Annotated in this window: 27 protein-coding genes; 15 read left to right on the top strand and 12 right to left on the bottom strand. The window is 44.3% G+C overall.

What is annotated here, in order from left to right:
- Positions 1-380: 380 nt before the first annotated feature.
- Complete coding sequence (locus NL644_RS02735; protein ID WP_253657948.1) at positions 381-1,352, bottom strand: porin; 972 nt, start codon at positions 1,350-1,352, stop codon at positions 381-383.
- Between the two features lie 615 nt (positions 1,353-1,967).
- On the opposite strand from NL644_RS02735, the gene NL644_RS02740 reads away from it, so the two are divergent.
- Complete coding sequence (locus NL644_RS02740; RefSeq protein ID WP_253657949.1) at positions 1,968-3,026, top strand: porin; 1,059 nt, start codon at positions 1,968-1,970, stop codon at positions 3,024-3,026.
- A 221-nt stretch (positions 3,027-3,247) separates the two neighbouring features.
- Positions 3,248-3,862: a fumarylacetoacetate hydrolase family protein gene (locus tag NL644_RS02745; RefSeq protein WP_005391187.1), complete on the top strand. Its 615-nt coding sequence runs from the start codon at positions 3,248-3,250 to the stop codon at positions 3,860-3,862.
- On the opposite strand, the gene NL644_RS02750 is transcribed toward NL644_RS02745, so the two are convergent.
- The 3 genes from NL644_RS02750 to NL644_RS02760 form a co-directional block, all read right to left on the bottom strand.
- Entirely contained in the window at positions 3,859-4,170 is a 312-nt protein-coding gene (locus NL644_RS02750; RefSeq protein ID WP_253657950.1) for an AzlD domain-containing protein, read from the bottom strand. The two genes, NL644_RS02745 and NL644_RS02750, sit on opposite strands and share 4 nt — an antisense overlap.
- Positions 4,170-4,880: an AzlC family ABC transporter permease gene (locus tag NL644_RS02755; RefSeq protein ID WP_253657951.1), complete on the bottom strand. Its 711-nt coding sequence runs from the start codon at positions 4,878-4,880 to the stop codon at positions 4,170-4,172. Before NL644_RS02755 ends, NL644_RS02750 begins: the two co-directional genes overlap by 1 nt.
- A 79-nt stretch (positions 4,881-4,959) precedes the next feature.
- Positions 4,960-5,787: an AraC family transcriptional regulator gene (locus NL644_RS02760; protein ID WP_253657952.1), complete on the bottom strand. Its 828-nt coding sequence runs from the start codon at positions 5,785-5,787 to the stop codon at positions 4,960-4,962.
- Between the two features lie 230 nt (positions 5,788-6,017).
- Between NL644_RS02760 and NL644_RS02765 the strand changes: the two genes are divergently transcribed.
- Together NL644_RS02765 and NL644_RS02770 are read left to right on the top strand one after the other, a co-directional pair.
- Entirely contained in the window at positions 6,018-6,650 is a 633-nt protein-coding gene (locus NL644_RS02765) for a LysE family translocator (RefSeq protein WP_253657953.1), read from the top strand.
- A 79-nt stretch (positions 6,651-6,729) separates the two neighbouring features.
- Positions 6,730-7,152: a GNAT family N-acetyltransferase gene (locus NL644_RS02770; protein ID WP_253657954.1), complete on the top strand. Its 423-nt coding sequence runs from the start codon at positions 6,730-6,732 to the stop codon at positions 7,150-7,152.
- 100 nt (positions 7,153-7,252) lie between these two features.
- Here NL644_RS02770 and NL644_RS02775 read toward each other — a convergent pair whose 3' ends face one another.
- Positions 7,253-8,947 (bottom strand): phospho-sugar mutase, encoded by a 1,695-nt coding sequence (locus tag NL644_RS02775; protein ID WP_253657955.1) that lies wholly within the window; start codon positions 8,945-8,947, stop codon positions 7,253-7,255.
- Positions 8,948-9,277: 330 nt separating this feature from the next.
- Between NL644_RS02775 and coxB the strand changes: the two genes are divergently transcribed.
- From coxB to NL644_RS02795, 4 genes are read left to right on the top strand one after another with little or no spacing between them, the layout of a single operon-like run.
- Positions 9,278-10,441: a cytochrome c oxidase subunit II gene (gene coxB, locus NL644_RS02780; protein ID WP_006742066.1), complete on the top strand. Its 1,164-nt coding sequence runs from the start codon at positions 9,278-9,280 to the stop codon at positions 10,439-10,441.
- Positions 10,438-12,069 (top strand): cytochrome c oxidase subunit I, encoded by a 1,632-nt coding sequence (gene ctaD / locus NL644_RS02785; protein WP_253657956.1) that lies wholly within the window; start codon positions 10,438-10,440, stop codon positions 12,067-12,069. Before coxB ends, ctaD begins: the two co-directional genes overlap by 4 nt.
- A 20-nt stretch (positions 12,070-12,089) precedes the next feature.
- The gene (locus NL644_RS02790; protein WP_005391173.1) at positions 12,090-12,629 is read left to right on the top strand and encodes a cytochrome c oxidase assembly protein; all 540 of its coding nucleotides are present in this window, start codon (positions 12,090-12,092) and stop codon (positions 12,627-12,629) included.
- Between the two features lie 51 nt (positions 12,630-12,680).
- Positions 12,681-13,565, top strand: a complete 885-nt coding sequence (locus tag NL644_RS02795) for a cytochrome c oxidase subunit 3 (RefSeq protein ID WP_005391171.1) — start codon at positions 12,681-12,683, stop codon at positions 13,563-13,565.
- A gap of 13 nt (positions 13,566-13,578) precedes the next feature.
- On the opposite strand, the gene NL644_RS02800 is transcribed toward NL644_RS02795, so the two are convergent.
- Complete coding sequence (locus NL644_RS02800) at positions 13,579-13,815, bottom strand: DUF2909 family protein (RefSeq protein WP_253657957.1); 237 nt, start codon at positions 13,813-13,815, stop codon at positions 13,579-13,581.
- Here NL644_RS02800 and NL644_RS02805 point away from each other — a divergent pair.
- From NL644_RS02805 to cyoE, 4 genes are read left to right on the top strand one after another with little or no spacing between them, the layout of a single operon-like run.
- Positions 13,763-14,605, top strand: a complete 843-nt coding sequence (locus tag NL644_RS02805; protein WP_181869477.1) for an SURF1 family protein — start codon at positions 13,763-13,765, stop codon at positions 14,603-14,605. The two genes, NL644_RS02800 and NL644_RS02805, sit on opposite strands and share 53 nt — an antisense overlap.
- Positions 14,595-15,131 (top strand): cytochrome oxidase biogenesis cluster protein, encoded by a 537-nt coding sequence (locus NL644_RS02810; protein WP_114322887.1) that lies wholly within the window; start codon positions 14,595-14,597, stop codon positions 15,129-15,131. The genes NL644_RS02805 and NL644_RS02810 overlap by 11 nt, the downstream gene beginning before the upstream one ends.
- A gap of 12 nt (positions 15,132-15,143) precedes the next feature.
- Positions 15,144-16,163 carry a heme A synthase gene (locus tag NL644_RS02815; RefSeq protein ID WP_253657958.1) on the top strand — a complete coding sequence of 340 codons (1,020 nt, stop codon included), beginning with the start codon at positions 15,144-15,146 and terminating at the stop codon, positions 16,161-16,163.
- The gene (gene cyoE, locus NL644_RS02820; RefSeq protein WP_006742059.1) at positions 16,156-17,055 is read left to right on the top strand and encodes a heme o synthase; all 900 of its coding nucleotides are present in this window, start codon (positions 16,156-16,158) and stop codon (positions 17,053-17,055) included. Before NL644_RS02815 ends, cyoE begins: the two co-directional genes overlap by 8 nt.
- An 81-nt stretch (positions 17,056-17,136) precedes the next feature.
- On the opposite strand, the gene NL644_RS02825 is transcribed toward cyoE, so the two are convergent.
- Together NL644_RS02825 and NL644_RS02830 are read right to left on the bottom strand one after the other, a co-directional pair.
- Positions 17,137-17,610, bottom strand: a complete 474-nt coding sequence (locus tag NL644_RS02825) for an FKBP-type peptidyl-prolyl cis-trans isomerase (protein ID WP_005391162.1) — start codon at positions 17,608-17,610, stop codon at positions 17,137-17,139.
- 13 nt (positions 17,611-17,623) lie between these two features.
- Positions 17,624-18,256 (bottom strand): thiol:disulfide interchange protein DsbA/DsbL, encoded by a 633-nt coding sequence (locus NL644_RS02830; RefSeq protein WP_253657959.1) that lies wholly within the window; start codon positions 18,254-18,256, stop codon positions 17,624-17,626.
- Between the two features lie 278 nt (positions 18,257-18,534).
- Between NL644_RS02830 and NL644_RS02835 the strand changes: the two genes are divergently transcribed.
- Positions 18,535-19,161, top strand: coding sequence for an OmpA family protein (locus NL644_RS02835; RefSeq protein ID WP_048625248.1), 627 nt, complete (start codon positions 18,535-18,537; stop codon positions 19,159-19,161).
- Positions 19,162-19,353: 192 nt separating this feature from the next.
- On the opposite strand, the gene NL644_RS02840 is transcribed toward NL644_RS02835, so the two are convergent.
- From NL644_RS02840 to NL644_RS02855, 4 genes are all read right to left on the bottom strand, one after another.
- Positions 19,354-19,713, bottom strand: coding sequence for a glutaredoxin (locus NL644_RS02840; RefSeq protein WP_046873702.1), 360 nt, complete (start codon positions 19,711-19,713; stop codon positions 19,354-19,356).
- A 111-nt stretch (positions 19,714-19,824) separates the two neighbouring features.
- Positions 19,825-20,367, bottom strand: coding sequence for a hypothetical protein (locus NL644_RS02845; protein WP_053809554.1), 543 nt, complete (start codon positions 20,365-20,367; stop codon positions 19,825-19,827).
- Positions 20,354-20,899: a YaeQ family protein gene (locus tag NL644_RS02850; RefSeq protein ID WP_182035756.1), complete on the bottom strand. Its 546-nt coding sequence runs from the start codon at positions 20,897-20,899 to the stop codon at positions 20,354-20,356. Before NL644_RS02850 ends, NL644_RS02845 begins: the two co-directional genes overlap by 14 nt.
- A 91-nt stretch (positions 20,900-20,990) precedes the next feature.
- Entirely contained in the window at positions 20,991-21,200 is a 210-nt protein-coding gene (locus NL644_RS02855; RefSeq protein WP_005375625.1) for a cold-shock protein, read from the bottom strand.
- Positions 21,201-21,565: 365 nt separating this feature from the next.
- Between NL644_RS02855 and NL644_RS02860 the strand changes: the two genes are divergently transcribed.
- Together NL644_RS02860 and NL644_RS02865 are read left to right on the top strand one after the other, a co-directional pair.
- A complete protein-coding gene (locus NL644_RS02860; RefSeq protein ID WP_114322892.1) occupies positions 21,566-21,907 on the top strand; it encodes an alternative ribosome-rescue factor A in 342 nt (113 codons plus the stop codon).
- Positions 21,908-22,049: 142 nt separating this feature from the next.
- Positions 22,050-23,492, top strand: coding sequence for a diguanylate cyclase (locus NL644_RS02865; protein WP_104972779.1), 1,443 nt, complete (start codon positions 22,050-22,052; stop codon positions 23,490-23,492).
- Positions 23,493-23,499 lie beyond the last annotated feature (7 nt).

The raw sequence follows: 23,499 nt of genomic DNA on the forward strand, positions 1-23,499 counted from the left end.
TCGCGCCAATAAAAAAATGCCTCCCAGAGGGAGGCGACATTACCAATTCAAAGGACGTGCCTGTTATAACAGGTACAAAGAACGAGAAGCACAAACGCTGCCATGCATTTGCATCATTGGTATTGCAGAACGCGTGCCAATTTTTATTTATTTGATTTTAATAGGATTTTTTGTTTTAGTTCGGTTGGCTATTAGGAGAAATGCACTAACTTAGTGACAAATCGCATTAAAAGAGGGCAGAGGCAGGAGTCACTACGCTCGTTTTTCATTGCAGAGCGACGTTTGGATAGTGTGAAAACTTATTGAGTTATGTTGGGTTACACAAAAAATGGCCAGCAAAGGTGCTGGCCAAGTGGACTCGCTCTTAGGACAAGAGTGAATTAGAAATCGTAACGTACGCCTAGGCGCAGTGTATCTTCGCCTTCTGTTACTAGACCTGTTGTTGCATCTTTTGCTTCATCAAGTTGGTTGATGTAGTAAGACAGGTAAGTACGGAAGTTGCTGTTTAGTTTGTAGTAACCAACAAGCTCGATACCTTCAACGGTGTCGTACTTTGAACCGTTGTCTGGATCATTCTCTTGAGCTGTGTATAGCGCAGCAAGTGTCACTTTGCTCGCTACTTTGTAGCTTGCGACTAGCTCGTAAGCCGTAAAGTCTTCAGCGTCAGTCAATGAACCTTGAGAGTAAGTACCTGCTAGGTAAAGGTTATCCATCGAGTAAGCGATACCACCTAGAATTTGATCTTCAGAGTTGTCTTTATCTACGTCGCCACCAGAATATGCAAGACCGAGGTCTAGGCCCATTGGCAGTGAGTACATTCCAGAGATGCCGTATTTATCTTCGTTATCACTAGAGTTTGCTTGGTAGGTTGCTTGTAGTTGTAGCGCATCAAACGCACCACGGTATGCGAAAACGCTGTCTTGCTTATCAGAAGAGGAATCGATAACTTGCTGAACACCAGAGAACTCAGTGATATCGGTCATGTCAGAGATGATGACTGCAGCCATGTCTTGACGACCTACAGAGAAAGCACCGATATCAGAGTCGACACCTGCATACATGTAGCGGTTTTTGAATTCACTCTTGCCCGTTTTTTGCTCGGCTTCGTAAACACCGACTGCAGAAAGGCCATTGCCGATGTCCGTTTTACCTTTTAGATTAAGACGAGCGCGGCTTTTATCTTCCATAGAGCCTTCAACTTCAGCACCACCTGAACCGATGAAGTCACCACGGAACTCAACGCGGCCGCCAACTTTTAATTCAGTACCGTCGTTTTTGTATACTGTTGCTGCGAATGATGGTGCTGATACCAATGCTGTAAGAATTGCAGTAGTTAGTGCTGCCTTTTTCATTTTCTTATTACCCTAGTTGTAATCGATGGGCTTTCTTGCCCGATGTGTTGATGACGCTAAGGTAAACGCTGAAAATGAAAGATAGATTTCTGTTAAGTTATGATTTGATTGCACTTTTATTGCTGGCGAGAATAAGTGCCCCTTCTTATATCTCTTATAAAAAGAAAGGTTTTATCTTTTTTGAGGTTTTTCTGCCTTCTATTGGAGACCGTGCTTTTTTCAAAAAGTTCCTGAACCTATTTTTGTTCCAAAATGTAAGTAAACATTTCATTTTGACGGGAAAGTTATTTTCAAAAGTTGGGGTTCATCAAGTATTTGTGAGCACTATCTCGTTAAAGCATTTCTTTTTGTAAGGTTTTTACGCCTGGATTTTTTTTCGGATAAGTAAACGTTTGCTTTTTAGTTTTTTGCTGAGAATTTTTCACTCGGTTATCAGGAACTAATCAAATAAAGTTTCGGCAGTTGTTACACAAAGGTAAATCCATTCTGGCGGAAAAGATGCCCCAGAGGGCCTTTGTATTCCTTTCTGTTCTGTGTTCATCATTTCGTTTTACGAAAGTGAATCAGAGCTGGGTCTAAAACTGACTAACCAACTAATAAGTAATGGATTTAGAAATGAATAAAAAATTATTAGCAGCGGCAATCGCAGCAGCAACTTTCGGCACTCAAGCAGTGGCAGTGGAACTTTATAATAACGATGGCACAACATTTTCGATGGGCGGCCACGTTTCTGTTAACTTAAATGGTTCAGAGCAAGGTGACACGGATGTTGGTACTAACTCTCCTCGTATCAATATCTCTGCGACACAAGATTTAGGCAATGGCTTCACCGCAGACGCACGTGGTGAATGGGCTCTAAACTACTTAGATGGCGGTGAAGAGTCGTTTAAAACTCGTCTAGGTTACTTAGGTTTAACACATGAGGTTTACGGTCGTGCAGTAGGTGGTACGCAATGGTCACCTTACTATGATGTAGCAGGCATCGCGGATATGCCAATTGCGTTTGCGAATGACTTCATTTACGACGATCACGGAAACCTAGGCACAGGTCGTGCGGATAAAATGCTGTCTTATCGCAATGGCTTTGATTTAGGCGAAGCAGGTGTGATTAACGTTGGTATTGGATGGCAAGGCGCAAATGATGAATACACGCGTAACGATTCAGATACTATCATTGGTGGTCTTAAATACGATGACCGCATGCAAGTTGCGCTTTCTTACGCAATCATGGGCGCGAAAATTGGCTACTCATACAACGGTGGTGACTTCCAACACCCTGCTTACACAGGTAAACACACCGCGGAATCACATGTTGTGTCTGCATCTTACGGCGCTTACGGCCAAGGTCTGTTCCTTGCCGCGGTATATGGTTCAAATGAAAATATGAACTTCAGTGTAAATGGCGACCGTTTGGCGGAAAGTGATGCGTACGAAGCGATCATCGCATACGCTCTAGCGAACAGCTTAAACTTGAGCGTTAACTACGAGATGGTTGAAGGTAAAGAGTTCAAAAACTCTAAAACAGAAACCGCTCGTGAGGAAATGGCACTGCAGGCAGAGTACAACTTCACGCCTAAATTTGTTGGTTACGCGGGTTACCAGTTTGACCTAAATGATGACCATGATCGTGAAACTGATGACAAATGGGCGATAGGTGCTCGTTACTACCTATAATAGGATTTAGCGAGAACAATCATTCACCCTTATTGATTTAAAGCCAGCCTCGTGCTGGCTTTTTTGTCTATTTGTTTTGTAAATACCGTGATGTTTCAATTAGATGATACAAAACTCAAAACGGGGTGAATGTCTTATTTTTCACACTAGAGGATGGGATTTAGTGTCGTTAAGTCAATAGGTTAGATTATGATGAGGTTTTTGTTTTGCAGGGAAGAGCGATGAGCGTTATTCAAGTTGAAGAAAAGAAAGTAGAAGTGGGTAAAGTGCTTTGTGTTGGGCGAAATTACGTTGAACATATTCATGAGCTTGATAATGCGATCCCTGAGCAAATGGTGGTATTTAATAAACCCGCGACTTCCGTATCGACGACTCTGCGTTCATTTCATCAAGAGCCTCTTCATTACGAGGCTGAAATCTGTTTTCTGATCAAAGATGGACGCTATTCAGCGGTCGGTTTGGGATTGGATCTGACCAAGCGCGGTTTGCAGTCTTCACTTAAACAACAAGGGTTGCCCTGGGAGCGTGCTAAAGCGTTTGATGGCTCCGCAGTGTTTAGTCGATTTGTCTCTTTGGATAACATTGATATTAATGATCTTAACCTAGAGCTCTTGATTAACTGCGTTCGTGTACAAAAAGGTCACGTTAACCAGATGCTCTATCCGCCGCTAACCATTTTGGATGAATTAACGAGTTACACAACACTTCAAGATGGCGATGTGGTAATGACCGGCACTCCAAAAGGAGTTGGTGAGGTGCATCAAGGTGACATCTTCCTTGGACGATTAAAGTGTGGTGATGTCACCTTGTTGGAGATTGAGTGGGTGGCGAATTAAAGCCAAATTCGCAGAACGAGAAATACCACCATGCTGATCACCATCGTTAAAAGAACATTTTTAGTAAAGTACGCGATTAATGCAGCCAGCAAGGCAGCCAATAAAAATGGGTTGTGCACATTCACGCTGAGTGCTCCATCGGGAATAAAAACGATAGGCGCCCAGATCGCAGTGAGTACCGCAGGGCTGGCGTAGTTGAGCACTTTTTGTGTACGTGTCCCTAATCGCAGTGGTAGCTTGGGTTCTAAAAACAAGTAGCGGCTGGTGAAAACAAGTCCCGTCATCAGTAAAATAGACAACATGATCATTAGTGTTTCTCCTGTACTTGTTCCACAAAGTAGCCTGTAAGCATGGCTAAAATGCTCGAAATCATCAAACTTCCTTCCACTTGGTAATAGGTTAGGGCGACCGAGCTCAATAATGCCACGACAACACTCGCGAGCACCGCCATATTTTTAATAGTCGGAACTACAATTGCGATAAAAGTCGCGGCCACAGCAAATTCCAATCCCATTTCGTTCAGTTCAGGGATCAGGCTTCCCGCAATAATGCCCGTCAATGTCGCGATATTCCAAAACAGGTAAAAACTCAAACCAGCCCCAAGCGCATACCAGCGATTAAATTGTTTATCGGAATGATGACCTACAATCGCAAACAGCTCATCAGTGAGTAAGAATCCGAGTGATAACCGCCATGTAAGAGGAAGTGGTGCAATTTTACTGCGCATCGATACACTGTAGAGGAAGTGTCGAGAGGTGATAAAAAACGTTGTTAGTAACATGGTTACTAGACCTGCCCCCGATTTAATCATCCCCATCGCGACGAGCTGCGCGGAACCTGCGAACAGAATGGCGGATAGTGCTTGTCCTTCCAAAGGGTGAAGCCCAGTATCAATCGCGAATGAGCCTGCGAGCAAACCCCAAGGTAACACCGCGATACTTAGTGGCATCATCGCAAGTGTGCCTTGCCAAAATAACGCAGCTTTTGATTCTTCTTGTAACGACAAAGTGTGGTCCATAGTTTCTTCTTAGTTATTCCTAAATCAGGCTACCAAGATAGCTCGGTAGTCGCATAACGCCTTGTACAATATTGCTGCTTTAGCTGTGACGGACGTATTGGCCGGGAGTGACGCCCATGGCTTTTTTAAAGTGTCGATGCAGATGGCTTTGATCATGGAAGCCACATTCTTGTGCCACATCTGAAATTTTTTGTCCCATTTTTAGTAGCTTCTTCGCCATACGTAAACGTTGCTGAATTTGATAAGCATGGGGAGGGAAGCCAAACTGTTTTTGAAACTCTCTTAGCAAATGAAAAGGGCTTAACCCAGCCAGTTTTGCGAGCTCTTCTAGCGAGACGTCCGTTTGCGGGAAGTCTTCCAAAAACTCTTTGACCAACTGTATTTGTCGCTGAGCTCTGGTTGATTCTTTGAGCGGTGCCCGGTGGGTGCTGTGTTTGCTGGCTAGTTTGATCAACGTGCCGTAAATCAAAGTTTCTCGTAGTAGTCGGTTGTCTGATTTTTCTAGCGTTTCAAACACCAATCGCAACTGACTAGCCAGCTCAGGATCGTAAACCACAGGTTGAGGAAAATAGGGCAGAGCTACATTTGGTGAACCAAGCTCTTGCCCCAAGGTCTGAAACTGCTGTGGTACGGGGTACATTGCTTTGTATTCCCAACCGCCTTCTGAGGCCGAATGCCCGTTGTGTACTTCATCTGCATTTACAAGGATGATGCTGTCCTGTGGCGCGATATGATTTCCGCCTGTTCGAAAGAACTGCTGTGCTCCCTTCTCGATGACGCCAATAGTGTAACCTTCGTGGCTATGGCGTGAAAAATTCTGCTTCTCATACTTTGCATCGAGAAGTGCTAAACCGCCGAGCTCTTGAGCTATCTTGAAGGTAGCGATTTCCTTATTCTTTTCTTTCATCTTTATCCGGTCTGCTCAAGAAAATCATCTTAGAAGTGTAACGGATCCATCGTGCTTATTTTTGTACAAAATTGCTATTCGATTTTTATAAATAGGCGAATTGATTGTTATTTTTCGTCCTAGCAAACTATGATTTTTATTTTCTGAATTATCTTGGTGATTTTGGGCTGGCTGTTGTCATTTTGTTGGTATAACATTCGCCGCTTTGTTGTAGAAAAAGCGGTTCCATCATGATTGATTTATCTGTACTTCCTGTTTATCTCACCGCAGTAGTGGCTTTGTTGCTGTTACCAGGGCCCGATATGTTGCTTATCGCGAGCTCTAGTATGAGTTACGGTAAGAAGGTCGGTCTGTTTGCTAGCTTAGGCAATGCGACGTCTGGTGTTATTCTTACTTTGCTTGCTGCAATGGGAGTATCTACCCTGATTGCAATGAGCCCAATCGCCCTTAAAGTCCTTCATCTCTTAGGTGGCGCTTACTTGTTAAAAATGGGTTGGGACTGCTTACGAGCTGAGGCATCTTCGGCTCCAGAACTTGATGATCAAAACAAAATGGCGTCAACTTATTATCAACGTGCTTTGATGAGTAATTTGCTTAACCCTAAAGCGTTGGTATTTTTTGTGATGTTTTTGCCGCAGTTTGTCTCAAGCAATATTACAGCGTCTTCTGGTGAGCAGATGCTAGCACTAGGGTTATTGTTAAACGTCCTTGGCTTGTCATTCAATTTATTACTTGTTGGGCTGGCAGGCACATTGGGTAAGGGGCTGCTCGAGAACGAAAAATTCCGCACGTATCAACATAAACTAATGGGTTTAGTGTTCGTTATTCTCGCGTTGTGGATGCTGAGCAGTTTCGCCTTATAAAGTTATCATATTCCATCAGAAAGCCAGCAATTGCTGGCTTTTTGTTTTAGGATATTGGTGTTTCCTAAGGAGAGGATGTATGAAGCTTGAATTTTGTTTAAATCCAGATCAAACAGACCTTGATTCTGTTCGTGAAGGTATTCGATCTTATAACCGAATGCACTTGCCTGAAGGGGAGGTGCATGCTGTGGGATGTTTTGCTAAAGATGAGAATGGCAAGATCATGGGTGGTCTGACTGGCGAAATGTTTAAAAACACGGTGTTTGTTGAGTTTTTGTGGGTAAATGCTGAAAGTCGAACCTCCGGTCTCGGTAGCCAGTTAATGGCGATGTTAGAACAAAAAGTAAAGCCTCACGGGGTTACCCATGTTTATTTGGACACTTACAGTTTCCAAGCTCTTGATTTTTATCTTAAATTAGGTTTTGAAAAAGTAGGGCAGTACTCAGGCTATCCTGCAGAGGGCATCCACAAGTACTTTCTGCAAAAAGAAATTGTAGGCTAGAGATAAATCGCATTTAACTTGTATTGCTCTAGTAAAAAATCAAAAAAGAGGCGCGAATTTGCGCCTCTTATTGTATCAGGTGTCTCTACTTCTCTTTGACTTACAAACTTGTCTGATGCGCGTCAATAAGTTCGTTCATCTTCGCCTCTGCCGCTTGCTGTGCTTGTGCGTAGCTCATATCCGCAGGGAAGAGGTTGATGACTTCGTAGTAACATTTTAGTTTTGGCTCAGTACCAGATGGACGAACAATCACGCGAGATTGATCTTCTAGGTGATAAATCAATACGTCACTTGCTGGTAAGTCAATGGATTCTTCAGAGCCGTCGTCAAACATGCGAACCGATGTTTTTAGATCTTCGGTTACTGCAACTTTTTTACCAGCAATCTCTGTTGGTGGATTTGCTCGGAGTTTGTCGCCGATTGGTGGAGAGTTCGGGTCGAGAGCGATGCTGCGCTGCGCGTTAAAGTAGAAACCGTGCTCGCGGTACAGTTCTTCCAGTTTATCCCATAGTGTTTTGTCTTGAGCTTTAAGTTTACCTGTTAGCTGAGCAAATGCGACGATTGCAGATAAACCATCCTTATCCCACACCTTGTTACCCACGGTATAACCGAGCGCTTCTTCATAAGCAAACAAGAATGGATTGGCTTCTGTCTCTTGCTCCATTGCAACGTTCGTGAGCCATTTGAAGCCTGTTAACGTTTGGTAGTATTGGGCGCCATGCGCTTTGGCAATGCTACTCAGCATTCTTGATGATACGATGGTGTTGCCAACCAGAGCGTTAGGTTGCTGTTCTAGCAAGTAATCGCCAAACAGTGACCCCACTTGGTCGCCGGTTAACATTTGGTATTCGCCATCTGGGCGTTTGACCGCCACTGCAAAACGGTCGGCATCTGGATCGTTAGCACAAGCGATATCAGCATCTACGGACTTACCTAACGCCATCACCATATCCATTGCACCGGCTTCTTCAGGGTTTGGGAAGTTGACGGTTGGGAAGCTGCCATCAGGTTCGCGCTGTTCCTTAACACTTGCCACTTTTTTGAAGCCAGCGTCTGCGAGGAGCGTTTCCGCCATATTCGCCCCAACGCCATGCATCGCAGTGTAAGCGATAGAAATATCGGTGTTGTTGTCAGGAGTAAGCAGTGCGTTTTCGTTCATCGTTTTACGGTAAGTTTGGTAGTAGTCGTCTTCCAACCAAACTAACAAACCGTGCTGTTTTGCATCATCGAGAGACATTAAAGGTAATGGCTTCGTTGTTGCGTCATCAATTTTCGCTGCGATTCCAGAGTCGTGTGGAGGAATGATTTGTGCGCCATTCTCCCAATATACTTTAAAGCCATTGTACTCTGGTGGATTGTGGCTAGCGGTAACAACAACAGCGGCTGCAGCATTCAATGTACGGACACCAAATGCAACAATTGGGGTTGCTGCAACGTCATACGTTAGGTAAACCTTGATGCCAAGGGCAGTCAGTACGGAAGCGGTATCATGCGCGAATTGTTTCGAATCAGGACGACCGTCGTAGCCAATAACGACACCACGACTTGCGGCATCTTTGACTTGCTCTAGCAAATAGTTTCCTAGGCCAGTGGCTGTCTCTTGGATCACCAAACGGTTCATTCGGTTTGGACCTGCGCCCACTTTGCCGCGTAACCCTGCTGTACCAAAGGCAAGGCGCGATCCAAAGCGATCAGTAAGCTCTTGTTCATTATTTGTATCGACGAGGTGTTGTAGCTCTTCGCGAGTCTTAGGATCAGGGTCTCGTTCTAGCCATTGAGTAATTAGTGCTGTCATATCAATCATTCCTTAGTAGGGGGCGCCTACTTTCTTGGACACTTCGTTTTGTAAGTATCTCAATGTTTTCTTTTAAATTAATGTAAATGGTTCTCAATTACATTTCAAAGAGGGCAATCGATAAACCGAATTAATTTTTCTTATCCGAACAAAATTTAATCATATTTAATTTCTTGAAGAACCTTGGAACTATAACTAGCCTTTTAACATAAATATAACAAACCGTGTCGAAATCGTAGTTTTTGTGATTTTTCGTAAAGTTGTTCGATATTTGCATCGGGACGCAAGGAAGCTCGCGCAAGCGTAGCGGCTGAGCAGAGGAGAGATCTTTTGAAAAGATTAACGACTACTCTAGCCTTATCACTGAATGTGATTTTAATCACATTCTCCTCTTTCAGTTGGTCAAAGGAAAGTGACTACAACATGACCAAAGGGGTCACAGCGATAAGTGGACAAGTGTATGAATTACATATGCTGATTTTCTATATCTGCTGCGTAATTGCTTTGATTGTGTTTGGTGTCATGTTCTATTCCATCTTTCGTCATCGCAAGTCAAAAGGAGCAGTTGCCGCACATTTCCACGAAAGTACAAAAGTGGAAATTATTTGGACAGTCATACCTATCATCATTCTTGTCGCCATGGCGATTCCCGCAACGAAAACTTTAGTCGCAATGGAAGACACAAGCCAATCAGATATCACGGTCAAGATCACAGGCTCGCAATGGAAATGGCATTACAGCTATTTTGGTGAAGATGTTGAGTTCTTCAGTTTGCTTGCCACCAGCCAAAAGCAAATTGATGGTATCGAGACAAAAGGCGCGCATTATCTATTGGAAGTAGACAACCCCTTGGTGTTGCCTGTGAATCGTAAAGTACGTTTTTTGATGACTTCTGATGATGTCATTCACTCATGGTGGGTGCCGGATTTTGCTGTCAAGAAAGACACCATCCCTGGTTTTATTAATGAAGCATGGACAAGAATTGATGAGCCAGGCGTATATCGCGGTCAATGTGCGGAGCTATGTGGTCGTGCACACGGGTTCATGCCGGTGGTGGTGCATGCGATGGAAGAAGAAAAGTTTGATGAATGGTTAGCGAGTAAGAAGGAAGAAATCGCACTTCAAAAAGCGGCGGCACAAGAGGCGCTCTCTCAAGACTTATCCATGGATGAGTTGATGTCGCAGGGCGAATCGATATACACGGCGCGTTGTGCTGTGTGCCATCAGGCTAATGGTGAGGGGATTCCGGGTGCATTTCCCGCGATTAAGGGCAGCCCTATCGCAACAGGCCCAATTTCAGAGCACATTGATGTGATTGTGAATGGCCGTCCGGGCACTGCAATGCAGTCTTTTTCGAACCAGTTAAGTGACAAAGAAATTGCTGCGGTCATCACATACCAGCGAAACGCATGGGGCAACGACACTGGTGATAGGGTGCAAGCATCCGATGTGAATGCCTTTAAGGCACAAGGCAGTGCTAAGGAGGAAATATGAGTAAGCCAATAGAAAAGGCAGTGAAGTCTGCTCCAGCGGAAGCCAGTGCAAACAGTACCATTGCGATTGATGATGGCCATGATCATCATGCTCCTCAAGGTATTGCTCGTTGGCTGTATTCCACAAACCATAAAGATATTGGCACCCTGTACCTTTGGTTTAGTTTTGCGATGTTTCTGACTGGTGGTGCGATGGCGATGGTCATTCGTGCCGAATTATTCCAGCCTGGACTTCAGCTGGTTGATCCACAGTTTTTTAATCAAATGACTACGGTACACGGTTTGGTGATGGTGTTTGGTGCTGTGATGCCAGCATTTACGGGCCTTGCTAACTGGATGATTCCAATGATGATCGGTGCTCCAGATATGGCGCTACCTCGCATGAACAACTTGAGCTTTTGGATTCTACCTTTTGCATTTCTTATTTTATTGAGCTCGTTGTTTTTACCTGGCGGCGGCCCCGATTTTGGCTGGACGTTCTATGCTCCGTTGTCCACGACTTATGGCCCAGATAGCACCGCGCTGTTTGTATTCTCTGTTCACATCATGGGTATCAGCTCCATCATGGGCGCGATAAACGTTATCGTGACGATAGTAAATATGCGAGCTCCGGGAATGACTTGGTTCAAGTTACCAATGTTTGTTTGGACTTGGTTAATCACCGCTTTCTTATTGATCGCGGTTATGCCGGTATTAGCGGGTGCGGTGACGATGGTTCTTACTGACAAATATTTCGGGACTAGCTTCTTTGATGCAGCTGGTGGCGGCGATCCGGTGATGTTTCAACACATCTTTTGGTTCTTTGGTCACCCAGAAGTGTACATCATGATTTTACCGTCGTTTGGCATCATTTCTGCCATCCTTCCTGCTTTCAGTGGCAAGAAGCTGTTTGGTTATCATTCGATGGTTTACGCGACGTGCAGCATTGCGTTGTTGTCTTTCCTTGTGTGGGCGCATCACATGTTTACAACGGGGATGCCAGTTTTTGCAGAGCTTTTCTTTATGTATTGCACCATGCTGATTGCGGTACCAACCGGGGTGAAAGTCTTTAACTGGGTCGCCACCATGTGGCGTGGGGCTCTGACATTTGAAACGCCAATGTTGTTTGCCGTTGCCTTTATTGTACTCTTTACGATTGGCGGTTTCTCAGGGTTGATGCTGGCGATTGTGCCGGCGGATTTCCAATATCATGACACTTACTTCGTGGTTGCGCATTTCCACTATGTGTTGGTATCTGGTGCTGTATTCTCGATTATGGCGGCTGCGTACTATTGGCTACCTAAGTGGACAGGCAATATGTACGACCACAAGCTGAGTTTGTGGCATTTCTGGTGCTCGATTATTTCAGTTAATGTTTTGTTTTTCCCGATGCACTTTCTAGGTTTAGCGGGTATGCCAAGACGTATCCCGGATTACGCTATTCAGTTTGCTGATGTCAATCAAATTGTCTCCATTGGTGGATTTGCGTTTGGGGGGTCACAATTGATCTTTTTATGGGTGGTGATTAAGTGTATTCGTGGCGGTGAAAAGGCTGCTGCAAAACCGTGGGAACGTGCGGAGGGCTTAGAATGGACGGTGCCAAGCCCGGCGCCCCATCATACGTTTACTACGCCGCCTAAAGTCGATTAGAAACGAATAGGGTGAGTGAGATGAAACCGAATCCATCAAACAAAAAGCTCACAGTGAAGTTGCTTTTAGCGACCCTTTTGATGTTCGGGTTTGGCTACGCACTTGTCCCATTGTATGACGTAATGTGCGACGCACTGGGTATCAATGGAAAAACAAGTGAAGTGGCCGCCATTCAACCAACTGGTATGCAGCCAGATATGAGTCGAACCATTCGCGTGGAGTTTATGGCGCATGTAAGCCCCGATATGCCTTGGGAGTTTAAACCCAAAGTGATTTCGATGGACGTTCATCCCGGTGAAGTCGTGCAAACCGAATACCTTGCATTTAATGAAAGCGGGCAGAAGTTGGTAGGGCAAGCCGTTCCCTCTGTTTCTCCCGGGAATGGTGCCGCTTATTTCAATAAGATTGAGTGTTTTTGTTTTAACCAACAGCCTTTGGATGGCAAACAACAAGCTCAAATGCCGTTGATTTTTTATATCGAACCGGACTTACCGGAGTCGATACACACGTTAACGCTGTCTTACACACTCTATAAACTTCCCCCTCCTACAGGTTCTTAGCCACTCAAGGAGAGAGATACAGACCAAGGCTGGTCAGTAAGGAGAGAAATTATGAGTAACAAGCCAGGAACATATTATGTTCCCGCTCAAAGTAGCTGGCCGATCATCGGTGCGTTTGCTCTATTTTTAGTTGCCGTTGGTGCAGGAATGACCGTTCAGGGGACACAAAGTGAAGGGGCTGTGGGAACCATTGGCAGTATTGTGCTAGCGGTAGGTTTTCTGTTCTTGCTTTACATGTTGGCGGGCTGGTTTAGTAATGTGATTACTGAGTCACTGAGTGGAAAGTACAGCTCGCAAATTACTCGTTCTTTTCGCCAAGGGATGAGCTGGTTCATCTTCTCTGAAGTGATGTTTTTTGGTGCCTTTTTTGGTGCGTTATTCTACGCCAGGATGATTTCTGTGCCTTGGTTAGGTGGGGCAGATAACAACTTCATGACCAACGAGGTTTTGTGGCCAACCTTCGAAGCGATGTGGCCACTCACACTGACTCCGGGTGGAGAAACAACACAAGCTATGCCGTGGCAGGGCATTCCCCTTACTAATACTATTTTGCTGCTATTGTCGTCGATTACGCTACATATGGCGCACATAAGCCTTGAAAAGGACAAAAGAACGGCACTGATTGTTTGGTTGGAAATCACCATCGTGCTTGCGGGCTTTTTCCTATATTACCAAGCGGTCGAGTACGCTCATGCTTATCAAGAAATGGGGCTCACGTTGCAATCTGGTATCTACGGAAACACCTTTTTTATGTTGACGGGTTTTCACGGTTTGCACGTTTGTCTTGGGACGATTTTCTTAATCGTATTATTGCTCCGAATCGCTAAAGATCATTTTTCGTCTAAGAACCATTTTGCCTTCCAAGCAGGTAGTTGGTATTGGCACTTTGTGGATGTGGTTTGGTTATGTCTGTTTGTGTTTGTGTACGTGCTGTAGGTGCATTGGGCGATTAGTAAGGACGGGAATTCGGAGCTAGCCAGCCTGAACTGAGCGCAATAAGTAGAAGGATAACAACTAAAGCGGAGAACATGACTCGACGGCCTAAGTAATGACTCATAGGTTTGTCTCTTTTTTCGGGATTATCTGGGTCTTCACGAACCATTTCGATAAGCGCTTTTGCGAGGTTGAAGATAATGAAAAGCAGCAAAAGGACAAGCGTCAGTTTGAATAGAAATACGGTGGACATAGAACCTCCGGTTTCATCGTTGTTGTTATCAAGACAATTATGGCTATCGAAACGGTTTTGGGTTGCAGTTGGTTTAACTGTGGTTGTGTTTTCTCTTTTGGTCAAACTGGGTTTTTGGCAGCTTGAAAGAGGGCAAGAGAAACAGGCTTTGGAACAAGCTATTCTTGCGCGAGCGGATAGTGCGTACCAAACATTAGGCGAAGTTCTTGAAGAAAACGATTGGAGAGAAGGCAGCATCCTCGGGAAAAAAGTGGAAGCTAATGTTGTTCCTCAGGCGTTTCCCGTGATTTTACTGGATAACCAAACGCATCAGGGCAATGTGGGCTATTTAGCATTTCAGATTGTCTCTATGAGTGATGAATCAGGAACCTATGCATTATTAGAGCTTGGTTTTGTGGAGGGAATAGCAGATCGTTCAGTATTACCAACCGTCACAACACTCGAAGTGTCGACCTTTATCTCGGGACGTCTGTACCGAAAATCTGCTAACCCGTTGAGCTCTGAATTAATGCCAGAAGTTGGCGATGTCATTCGTGTGCAGAACCTGAATATCGTGCAACTGAATCAGCTACTTAATATTGAACTTATGCCCGCAGTCTTGCAGCCAGACAATCTAAAAAATTGGCCTTACGACTTTCCTTGGAACCCATTGCCGCTCAACAGCGCCAAGCATTTCGGTTATTCGATTCAGTGGTTTTCGATGGCGGGCGTTTTCTTATTATTGACCTTAATTGTTTTTGTTCGTTGGCAAAGAAAGTTGCGTCACATGGAGGTGAAGCATGACATCTAAAGTAACCAAAGGGCGGCTAATGTTGATTGCGTTGGTGTGTACGTTTGCGCTTCCTGCCGTCATCGCTAAGGTCATTCTCACCCAAGGGTGGTATCAAAGCGGTGTGACCAATAGAGGTGTGTTAGTTGAACCATACACAACGTTAGAGCTACTTGGTCAAGAGTCCCCACTCAAGGAGCACAGGTGGCAACTCGCTTATGTTTTACCTAATGAGTGCACAGAACAATGCAGGCAGCAGCTTTACCTGCTTCAGCAAAGCCATGTCGCTTTAGGAAAATATCAAGAGCGTGTGGTGCCGGTGCTTTGGCAGACAGAGTTGTCCGGTATCGTAGATATATCGATGACGACAATGCAAATGAATCAATCGGTTACCGCCAAAGTGAAACCCGGACAAATGTTAATCGTTGATCCTCTGGGGCAATTGGTGATGTCTTACTCGCCAAAACCGAATGAAGATTTAGTCTCGTTCAACAAAGGTATGTTGGCGGATTTACGCAAGCTCTTAAAATTGTCACGAGTTGGTTAGAAAGGGGCGTATATGAAGTTAATTCAGTTGGTTAAATTCAGTTTGCTCCTAACTTTCGTGGTGATCATGTTAGGCGCGTATACTCGCCTTTCTGATGCAGGGTTAGGTTGCCCTGATTGGCCCGGCTGCTATGGGCACTTTGGTGTGCCTCATCAAGAAGAAGACGTAATACGTGCCAATCTTAATTTCCCTGAACGGGCAGTCGAGCATGAGAAAGCATGGCTTGAAATGATTCATCGCTATTTTGCAGGAACGTTGGGTTTGGTCATTTTTGCCATGACAGTGATATCAATAAGGTCTGAGCGCGTGAATCCTACTATTCCGATGCTGCTCAGTGTACTGGTGGTCGGGCAAGCACTTTTGGGGATGTGGACCGTGACGCTCAAATTAATGCCAGTCATCGTAATGCTTCATCTGCTTGGTGGATTTACTTTACTGGTTCTGCAGGCGATTTTTTACTGCCAGTTAAAAGCGCAAAATAATCTCTATTTTTCTCCATCTTCCAGCTCGCTACGAGGCTTCTCATTATTGGTTTTTCTGGTTGTTTTTATGCAGGTGCTGCTCGGAGGGTGGACTTCGTCAAACTATGCCGCGCTCATGTGCACCTCACTGCCTATTTGTGAGGGAGATTGGATGAATCATCTCTCATGGAAAGAGGCGTTTTCTTTCTGGCAAACCGGATTCGAGAATTACGAGTTTGGTGTATTGGAGTATCCGGCAAGAATGACCATACATGTTACGCATCGCCTTGGTGCGATGGTCACCGCTACCGTCGTATTGGCTTATAGCATTATGCTCATGAGGCAAGATTCCCATCATTCACAGCGCATTGGAGGATGGTTACTACTCACTTTAGCGAGTCAAATTATGTTGGGCGTGAGCAACGTCGTATTCCAACTTCCTATTTATGTCGCCGTGGCACATAACTTGGGTGCCGCCATTATGTTGAGTCTTGTTTGTGTGAGTCAGTTTTATTTGTGGCAGGGCAAAAAAGCTTGGAGTTACACCGCGAAAGGAGTTCGCTATGAGTAAAGAAATCGCACTGTCGTTAAATGAGCGAAAGCGACTAAGTTCCGTTTATTTGAAGTTAACGAAGCCTAAAGTAGTCGCATTAATGCTGGTGACGGCCGTTGTCGGGATGAGTTTAGCGCCTGTTACTGAGTTTCCTTGGTTGCAGGCGGCAGTTGGCCTAACAGGCATTGGTTTGATGGCAGGCTCCGCGGCAGCGTTTAATCACCTGATTGACCGCCGCATTGATGCGAGAATGGCTCGCACACACAAACGTCCGTTGCCATCGGGTGAAGCTAAGCCGTTATCGGTGATAACCTTTGCGACGGCTTTAGGCGTCATAGGGTTTGTTCTTTTATATGCGCTGGTTAACCCACTGACGGCATGGCTGACTTTGATGAGTTTACTCGGCTATGCGATGGTGTACACCATGTACCTCAAACGCGCTACGCCCCAAAATATCGTAATTGCAGGTATTGCGGGTGCGATGCCGCCTCTTCTCGGTTGGACTGCCGTAACAGGGCAGTTGCATGCGAATGCTTGGCTGCTTGTGATGATCATTTTTATCTGGACGCCACCACACTTTTGGGCACTCGCAATTCATCGCGTAGAGGACTATCGCAAGGTGGATATTCCAATGTTGCCAGTGACACATGGTATCGAGTACACCAAAACTTCCATTCTGTTGTATACAGTATTGTTGACGTTGGTTTGTGTGCTGCCGGTGTTGGTTGGAATGGTCGGCGTAGTTTATCTTTTTGCCTCGTTACTACTTAACGCTGGCTTTATGTACCATGCATGGAAGCTAAAATACGCGCCAGAGCCCAATACCGCGATGGAGGCGTTTAAATTTTCTATCTATCACCTTTTTGCGTTGTTCATTGCATTGCTTTCGGATCACTATATTGGTTTGTAGCCTCTCTTTAAACAGAAAACGCCGCGTGGTTCGCGGCGTTTTTTGTTTTGATACTTTGGCTTTAATGCAAAGTTTCTAGAGTTATTGAATCTCTAACAATTCAACATCAAAGATCAAAACACTTGCTGGTGGAATTGGGCCTGAGCCACTTTTGCCATAACCGAGCGTGCTTGGTACGAAAAGGCGGATTTTTTCACCTTCGACCATGTATTGTAGGCCTTCTTGCCAGCCTTTAATGACTTGGTTAAGACCAAACGAAATTGGCTCACCGCGATTAACGGAGCTATCAAACACAGTGCCATCAATCAACGTGCCGTGGTAGTGCACTTTGACTTTGCTTGTCGCGGTTGGGTGAACCTCACCTTCGCCTTTTTCAAGAACAATATATTGAAGACCACTTTCTGTTGTAATGACGCCTTCTTTCTTTGCATTCTCGAGCAAGAATGCTTGGCCTTTCGCAAAGTTTTCATCCGCTACTTTATGGTTTGTCCAAGTACGGTAAATGAAAAAGCCCGCCAGAATGAAAATAATGAGAGGGAACAAAAATTTAGACACGTAAGCTCCTTGTCTATTTAGGTTGTTTTAGCAAATAGTTAATGGTTTCTGCCATGGCTTCGACGCTGTCATGACCACCAGTAATGACTTGGTATTTTCCATTAACGATAAAGGCTGGAACGGAGTTAATTTGGCCGCGAGTTGTGATCGCTTCTGCCTTAGTGATGTACTCAAACAGCGTTTTTTGCTGTGCTTCATCTAAATGGTAAGGGCTGATAAGGTTGCGAGACTCAAAGGCTTTCTCTACGGCGATTTGACGTTCCTCAGCAGTCGTATCAGAACCCACTTGTACGGCAGCAAAAAGATCTGCCATAAATGCTTTGTCAGGTGTCGACTCTAGCTGCATGACTGCAGTGTAGAAGATGATGGCGCTTACTTGTGCACTTTCATTGAAAGTTACATGCATTTTTTCAACGCTTTGCTCAGTTAGCGATTCGATTTGAGGGACAAACTCTTCCATTGAACGGCAGTGGCCGCAAGTTAGGGCAAAAGCTTCTGTCAATGGCGCCAAATCATATTCTTGAAGAGATACAGGCAAAACTTCGTATTGTTTGCCTTGCTGAGGCTGAGTGTTGCCGCTATCGCATGCCGACAAAGCCATCATGGCGGCAATCACAGCAAAGCCTTTCGATATGGTTTTTAACATAATAATGCTCTAAGTAAGAAATTTGCGTTAGTTTATCGGTTAACGATAGTGACTAAAACCATTAAGTAACAATAAAGTGAGACGATTGGTAACAGACTTTTCCTGATGTGTAGGCTGCAGGGGGGTATTTGGGCATCGCTTTTTATTTGAGAGATACTTGATATTGATTCCAGTGGCATGAACGCTGCATATACAAACCAATCGGTGGATAAAAGCGCTAAAGATTTGGCGTGTTTTGTCGACACAATGGACAAGAGTTTTTCTACGTTGGTAATGGTATGAAGCAGTGGTTTTTAATTGTTTGCGGCATTCTGACTGGGTGCAGTAGCCTTGATCAAGACATGGTTCCTGGCGGGAACATTTTAGATACAGCTCCTAAAACAAACACCGAGCTGAGACATCCTGAGTGGGGCTATCCGAGCGCCTCCAGTGTGGCTTCTTCACCTCGCACGTATCAGACTGAGAGGGCATCAGTAAAAAAATCGCAAAATGTGACCTCTCTGGAAATGTTTCTGAACAGGCACAATATTCCTCATGAGACACTCAGTGGCGGTCACTTAATGATACGTTTGAAAGAGCAAGTGCATTTTCAAACTGGCTCTGCTCAGTTATCAGCGCAATCTCAAGACTGGATTCGAAACATTGGTCACTATCTAGCAGGAAGAACGGATGTGGATGTCGTGATCGATGGCCATGCCGATAGCACAGGAGCTGCCAGCTTTAATGACACGTTGTCAGAAAAGCGAGCTCGTGAAGTGGAAAAGCAACTACTGGCGACGAGTATTCCTCGTCAACGCGTATTTTCTAGAGGTTTTGGCGAGTATGTGCCGCAGTGCAGTAATTCGACAGCCAGTGGCAAAGCTTGTAATCGACGCGTAGAGCTAACGCTGATCGTTGATGAGTAAGGCGATGGCTGGTCGATAAACTACGTCGTGTCGTTTTCACTGAGCCCTTATGTGTTTACTGGCGTTTCCGTCTGGGAATGAGCAAGAAGAGTGAACCCAAAGGCTAGGCATAGCAACGAGCAGCTAGACTGAATAGAAAAGAGGCACCTGTATGGTGCCTCTTTTACATCCGCCAATGTTCATAGGGGGAACTTAGGCAAATTCTTTTTCAACGTAAGCGACGATGTCAGATGACTCGTATAGCCACTGTGTTTCGCCATCTTTTTCGATACGTAGGCAAGGGACTTTAATTCGTCCACCACCTTGCTCTAGTTCAGTTCGATGAGTCGGGTTATTTTTTGCATCACGTAGCTCAATGTTCACTGACTGACGCTTCATTGCACGGCGGACTTTTACGCAAAAAGGGCAAGCTTCAAATTGGTAAAGTGCGTATTGCTTTGCTTTTTCATCAATACGTTGTTGTTCTTCTGCACTGCGTTTAACACCACGAGGTGAGAACACGGCGTTCAGCAATAAGATAACCTTGCCTAAAATCCAACGGATAAACTTCATAATGATCCCTTGATGTTCATTGGGTAATTGTCCTTTAAAAATGCAATCATGATGCTTGTTGCATTGAGCGTGAAGTCTATCAGTTGTTTGAAATGGATAAAACCATGTATTTTATGCGGAAAATAAGCGTTTTAACTTGCCCCAAAAGCCGCTAGTCGAAACTGGACTGGCTTCTCTACCTAGATAAAAGCTTTGCATCAGTTCGGTTCTGAATGCATCAACATCCATGCGTTTTACAACAAGTTCGTGTTGCAATGTATTTTGAGTTTGCTCGGCATGATCGTGCGCCAAGCTAAAGTCCATATTCAAATAGCCTTGAGTATAAAGCCAAAGGTGGGTTATCAAGATAAGGTCTTCTGCGGACTGGTTAGTGAACTTATCCGCGTGCTCATCACCCAAGGAGTCAGTCAGCACTTGCTGCATTTGCTGGGCAGAATGCGCATGTTGCTCATAGTTAGCGCTGGCTTCAATATGCGACTTAGTCAAAAGACCAAGCAGGTGAAGAGTAGGAGCCGTGGTGGGTTTGTTCTCACAAACTTTTGTAAACAGTTGTGACTGTTCTTTTAACCAACGTCGCTTTGCCGCTTTATGTTCTTTAACGAAGGGAATTTCTTTGAATCCCATCTCTTGACTCAGTTCACTAAGAGACGTCATGGCTTTTTAGTTCCTTCACCGTTACTTCGACGTGTTGATCGTTGATATCAACAAAAATAGAGCTGCCGGTAATCATAACAGAAAGGCTAGTGCCTCGGTCAAGGTGCTGACAAATCAAGTCGATAGCGTCGTAGTCAAAGCTTTCTACATTGACGGGAAGCATTGAGAACTTTCCTGACATTTTATCCCACCATACCGTCGCTTTAGTGTTATAAGTGTAAACTTTCACATGCTTTGCTAGGCGAGAGGCTTTCTTGATTCTTTCTGGTTCTGGTTCGCCAATTTCAATCCAGTGAGTAATGCTTTGATCATCGCCAACATGCCATAAATCAGGCTCTTCAATTGTAGAAAGCCCTTTCGTAAACTCTAAATTACGTTGAGCGTTTAAGCAGTAAGCTAAAACACGAGCCAGCATTCGTTGAGGTTTTTCTGAAGGGTGAAGGGCGATAGTTAGATTTTTAGAATCGTAATAGTCGTTATTCATATCGGAAATGGCGATACGAAATTTATAAATAGTCGGTTTAAGAGCCATGGATTTATATCGTTTTTGTTGGCAAAAATAAGTTATAGACAAAAAAATAGCCAGCTTTAGAAGCTGGCTATCGTATCAAATTCTTTAAGAATTAAAGTACTTTGATTTGCTCTGCTTGAGGGCCTTTTTGACCTTGAGAGATAACAAATTCTACTTTCTGGCCTTCAACTAGAGTACGGAAGCCGTCACCAGTGATTGCAGAGAAGTGAGCAAATACGTCAGGACCGTTTTCTTGTTGAATGAAACCGAAGCCTTTAGTTTCGTTGAACCACTTAACTGTGCCAGTAGCTGTGTTAGACATGTCTATTTCCTAAATATCTAAATAATGTAATCTTTCGCCTCAACGGCGCTTATAGCGTGGAAAAATAAATTGCTATTGCGTACCACAGGACGACGGGTTACAAGTAATCCAACGAAATGTGAAAACAAAGAACTTTCTTTCTAGCCGTGTTTGAGTCTAGGTTAATTCCACGAAGAGTCAACATATATTAGTGCTTTATGGACAAATATTTGTATTTAGTCACTATTTAACCAGCATGTTTTTGATTAAATTTCAAATAAATGACGGTGATGTGAAGTTTTTCAGCATAAAATTCAACTAAATCTATAAATTTGACTTATTTATATAATTATTGTCCAATCTGGTTCGACCATTAAGGAGGATTTATGGCAAAACCTAAAACCAGTCCTCAGCCGAATGAGTTACAACACAAGACTGATTTCGGCAGAGGTGAAATCAAGGACAATGCGTTAAAAGCGGTTGTCACCAGTCAATTGTTCAGAACACGAGTAGTAAAAGCGAAAAAAGGTAAAGGCAGCTTCAGTCGGAAAATGAAGCATAGAGGCAAAGAGCCCTATTCAAAGTTCTCCCCGATGTGGATTTTGAATAGGGCTTTTTTATTGATGCTGCTTTTTATCAACCTATTCAAATTCAATGGTTTAGTGTTAGTTAAATCACTCTTATCTCACCTTATACTGGCTAGCTTTCTTCTTAAAACTAGACGCTGAAAAGTACCAAATAAGTACTAAAACCTACTAAGTTAGATTCATATCAATAGGAGCCACTTCCTGTCCGACACCGCTCTGCTATATCTTTAGATCAGACAAAACAGCCGAGATTATGGTTTAAAAAGACTGGTGAGAAGTAGGTATGTCATCGACGAGTTATGGTACTTATGGTTGCAAGTGTACAAAAGCGTGTGCTTCTTTGTTACTACTATGGCTGTCTATTTGCCCGATGACGTATGCGCACAAGTCAGAGTCTCATTCTTTAATAGTTGCTAACTCCAAAGCTTGGAAGCCATTCTCTTACCTTAGCCCAGACGGTGAACCCAAAGGCATTTTGATCGACTTCTGGAAAGCGTATGCGGCGGACAACCAAATTGATGTTCAGTTTCTGCTTCTTGATTGGGAGGCTTCTTTACAGGCCGTAAAAGAGGGGCGTGCTGACTTTCACGCGGGATTGGTTTACTCATCGGAAAGAGCCGATTACTTGGATTTTGGCGCAGTTATCATGCCCATTCAAACTAAATTATATGTCAATCAAGACGTGCTTTCGATTGATGTCAAAAGTGTTTTAGCTGGTGAAATGACGTTGCCAATTGGTGTCGTTAAAGGAAGTTACGAGTCTGAGTTTATTAAGACGAATTATCCTAATGCGCCTATCGCGGAATACATCAATAACGACACGATGATACAGGCTGCTGTCGATAAGAAGGTGCTGTATTTTGTCGCGGACCTTCAAGTTGCTAACTTTTATATGGCAACTATGCCGGGAGCAGGCATGTTTGTTCCTGTAATAAATTTATATAGTAAAGACCTTCGGATTGCAGCAGGGTTGCATAGTTCTGCTTCCATTTTGGATGTCTCTCGAGCGTTTGAAAAAGTTATCGATACAGATCGAGAAAGGATCCTCAATCGCTGGAGTGTGGTGAAAACGGTCTATCCTCTTTATCTCCTACCTATTGCGATTTTCGTTATGGCGGTAGCGACGCTGTATCATATCTTCGCACTCAAACGCATGGTTGCGCTGCGCACAAGACAATTGACGATTGCCAACCAGCAATTGCTGGAGATGACGTTAACGGACTCCCTAACAAAACTCTACAACCGTAGACACTTGATTGAACAATTGGCGCTCTTGAATCACTTGCAGCGAAGCTTGACGGTAATGGTATTTGATATTGATGATTTTAAATCAATTAATGACCAATACGGTCATCTTGTCGGAGATAGAGCGATAGTGGCCGTGGCTGAAACAGCAAAATCAATGACTGATGAACGAATGACATTGGCGAGAATTGGCGGAGAAGAGTTCGCACTCGTGACAGCATCGCTCTCTGAACGAGAGGCGCGCGACTTTGCCCAAATGCTCTGCAAAGCCGTGTACGAACAACCTATTATCCTTGGCGGGCAAGCGATTCATTTGAGCATTAGCTTAGGCTGCGCATACTACCCTGAATTTACTCACATCGTGAATTTACAAGACGCTGATCAACTGATGTATCAAGGTAAGTCTGAAGGTAAAAATCGCTCGGTGTTTCAAGTCATAACAGACAGCCAGGTTCAACCTGAGCTTCGTCAAGTCCCTTAGCGTTTTT

The sequence above is a fragment of the Vibrio sp. Y10_XG_PY6 genome, assembly GCF_024181795.1.
Classification (GTDB): Bacteria; Pseudomonadota; Gammaproteobacteria; order Enterobacterales; family Vibrionaceae; genus Vibrio; species Vibrio diabolicus.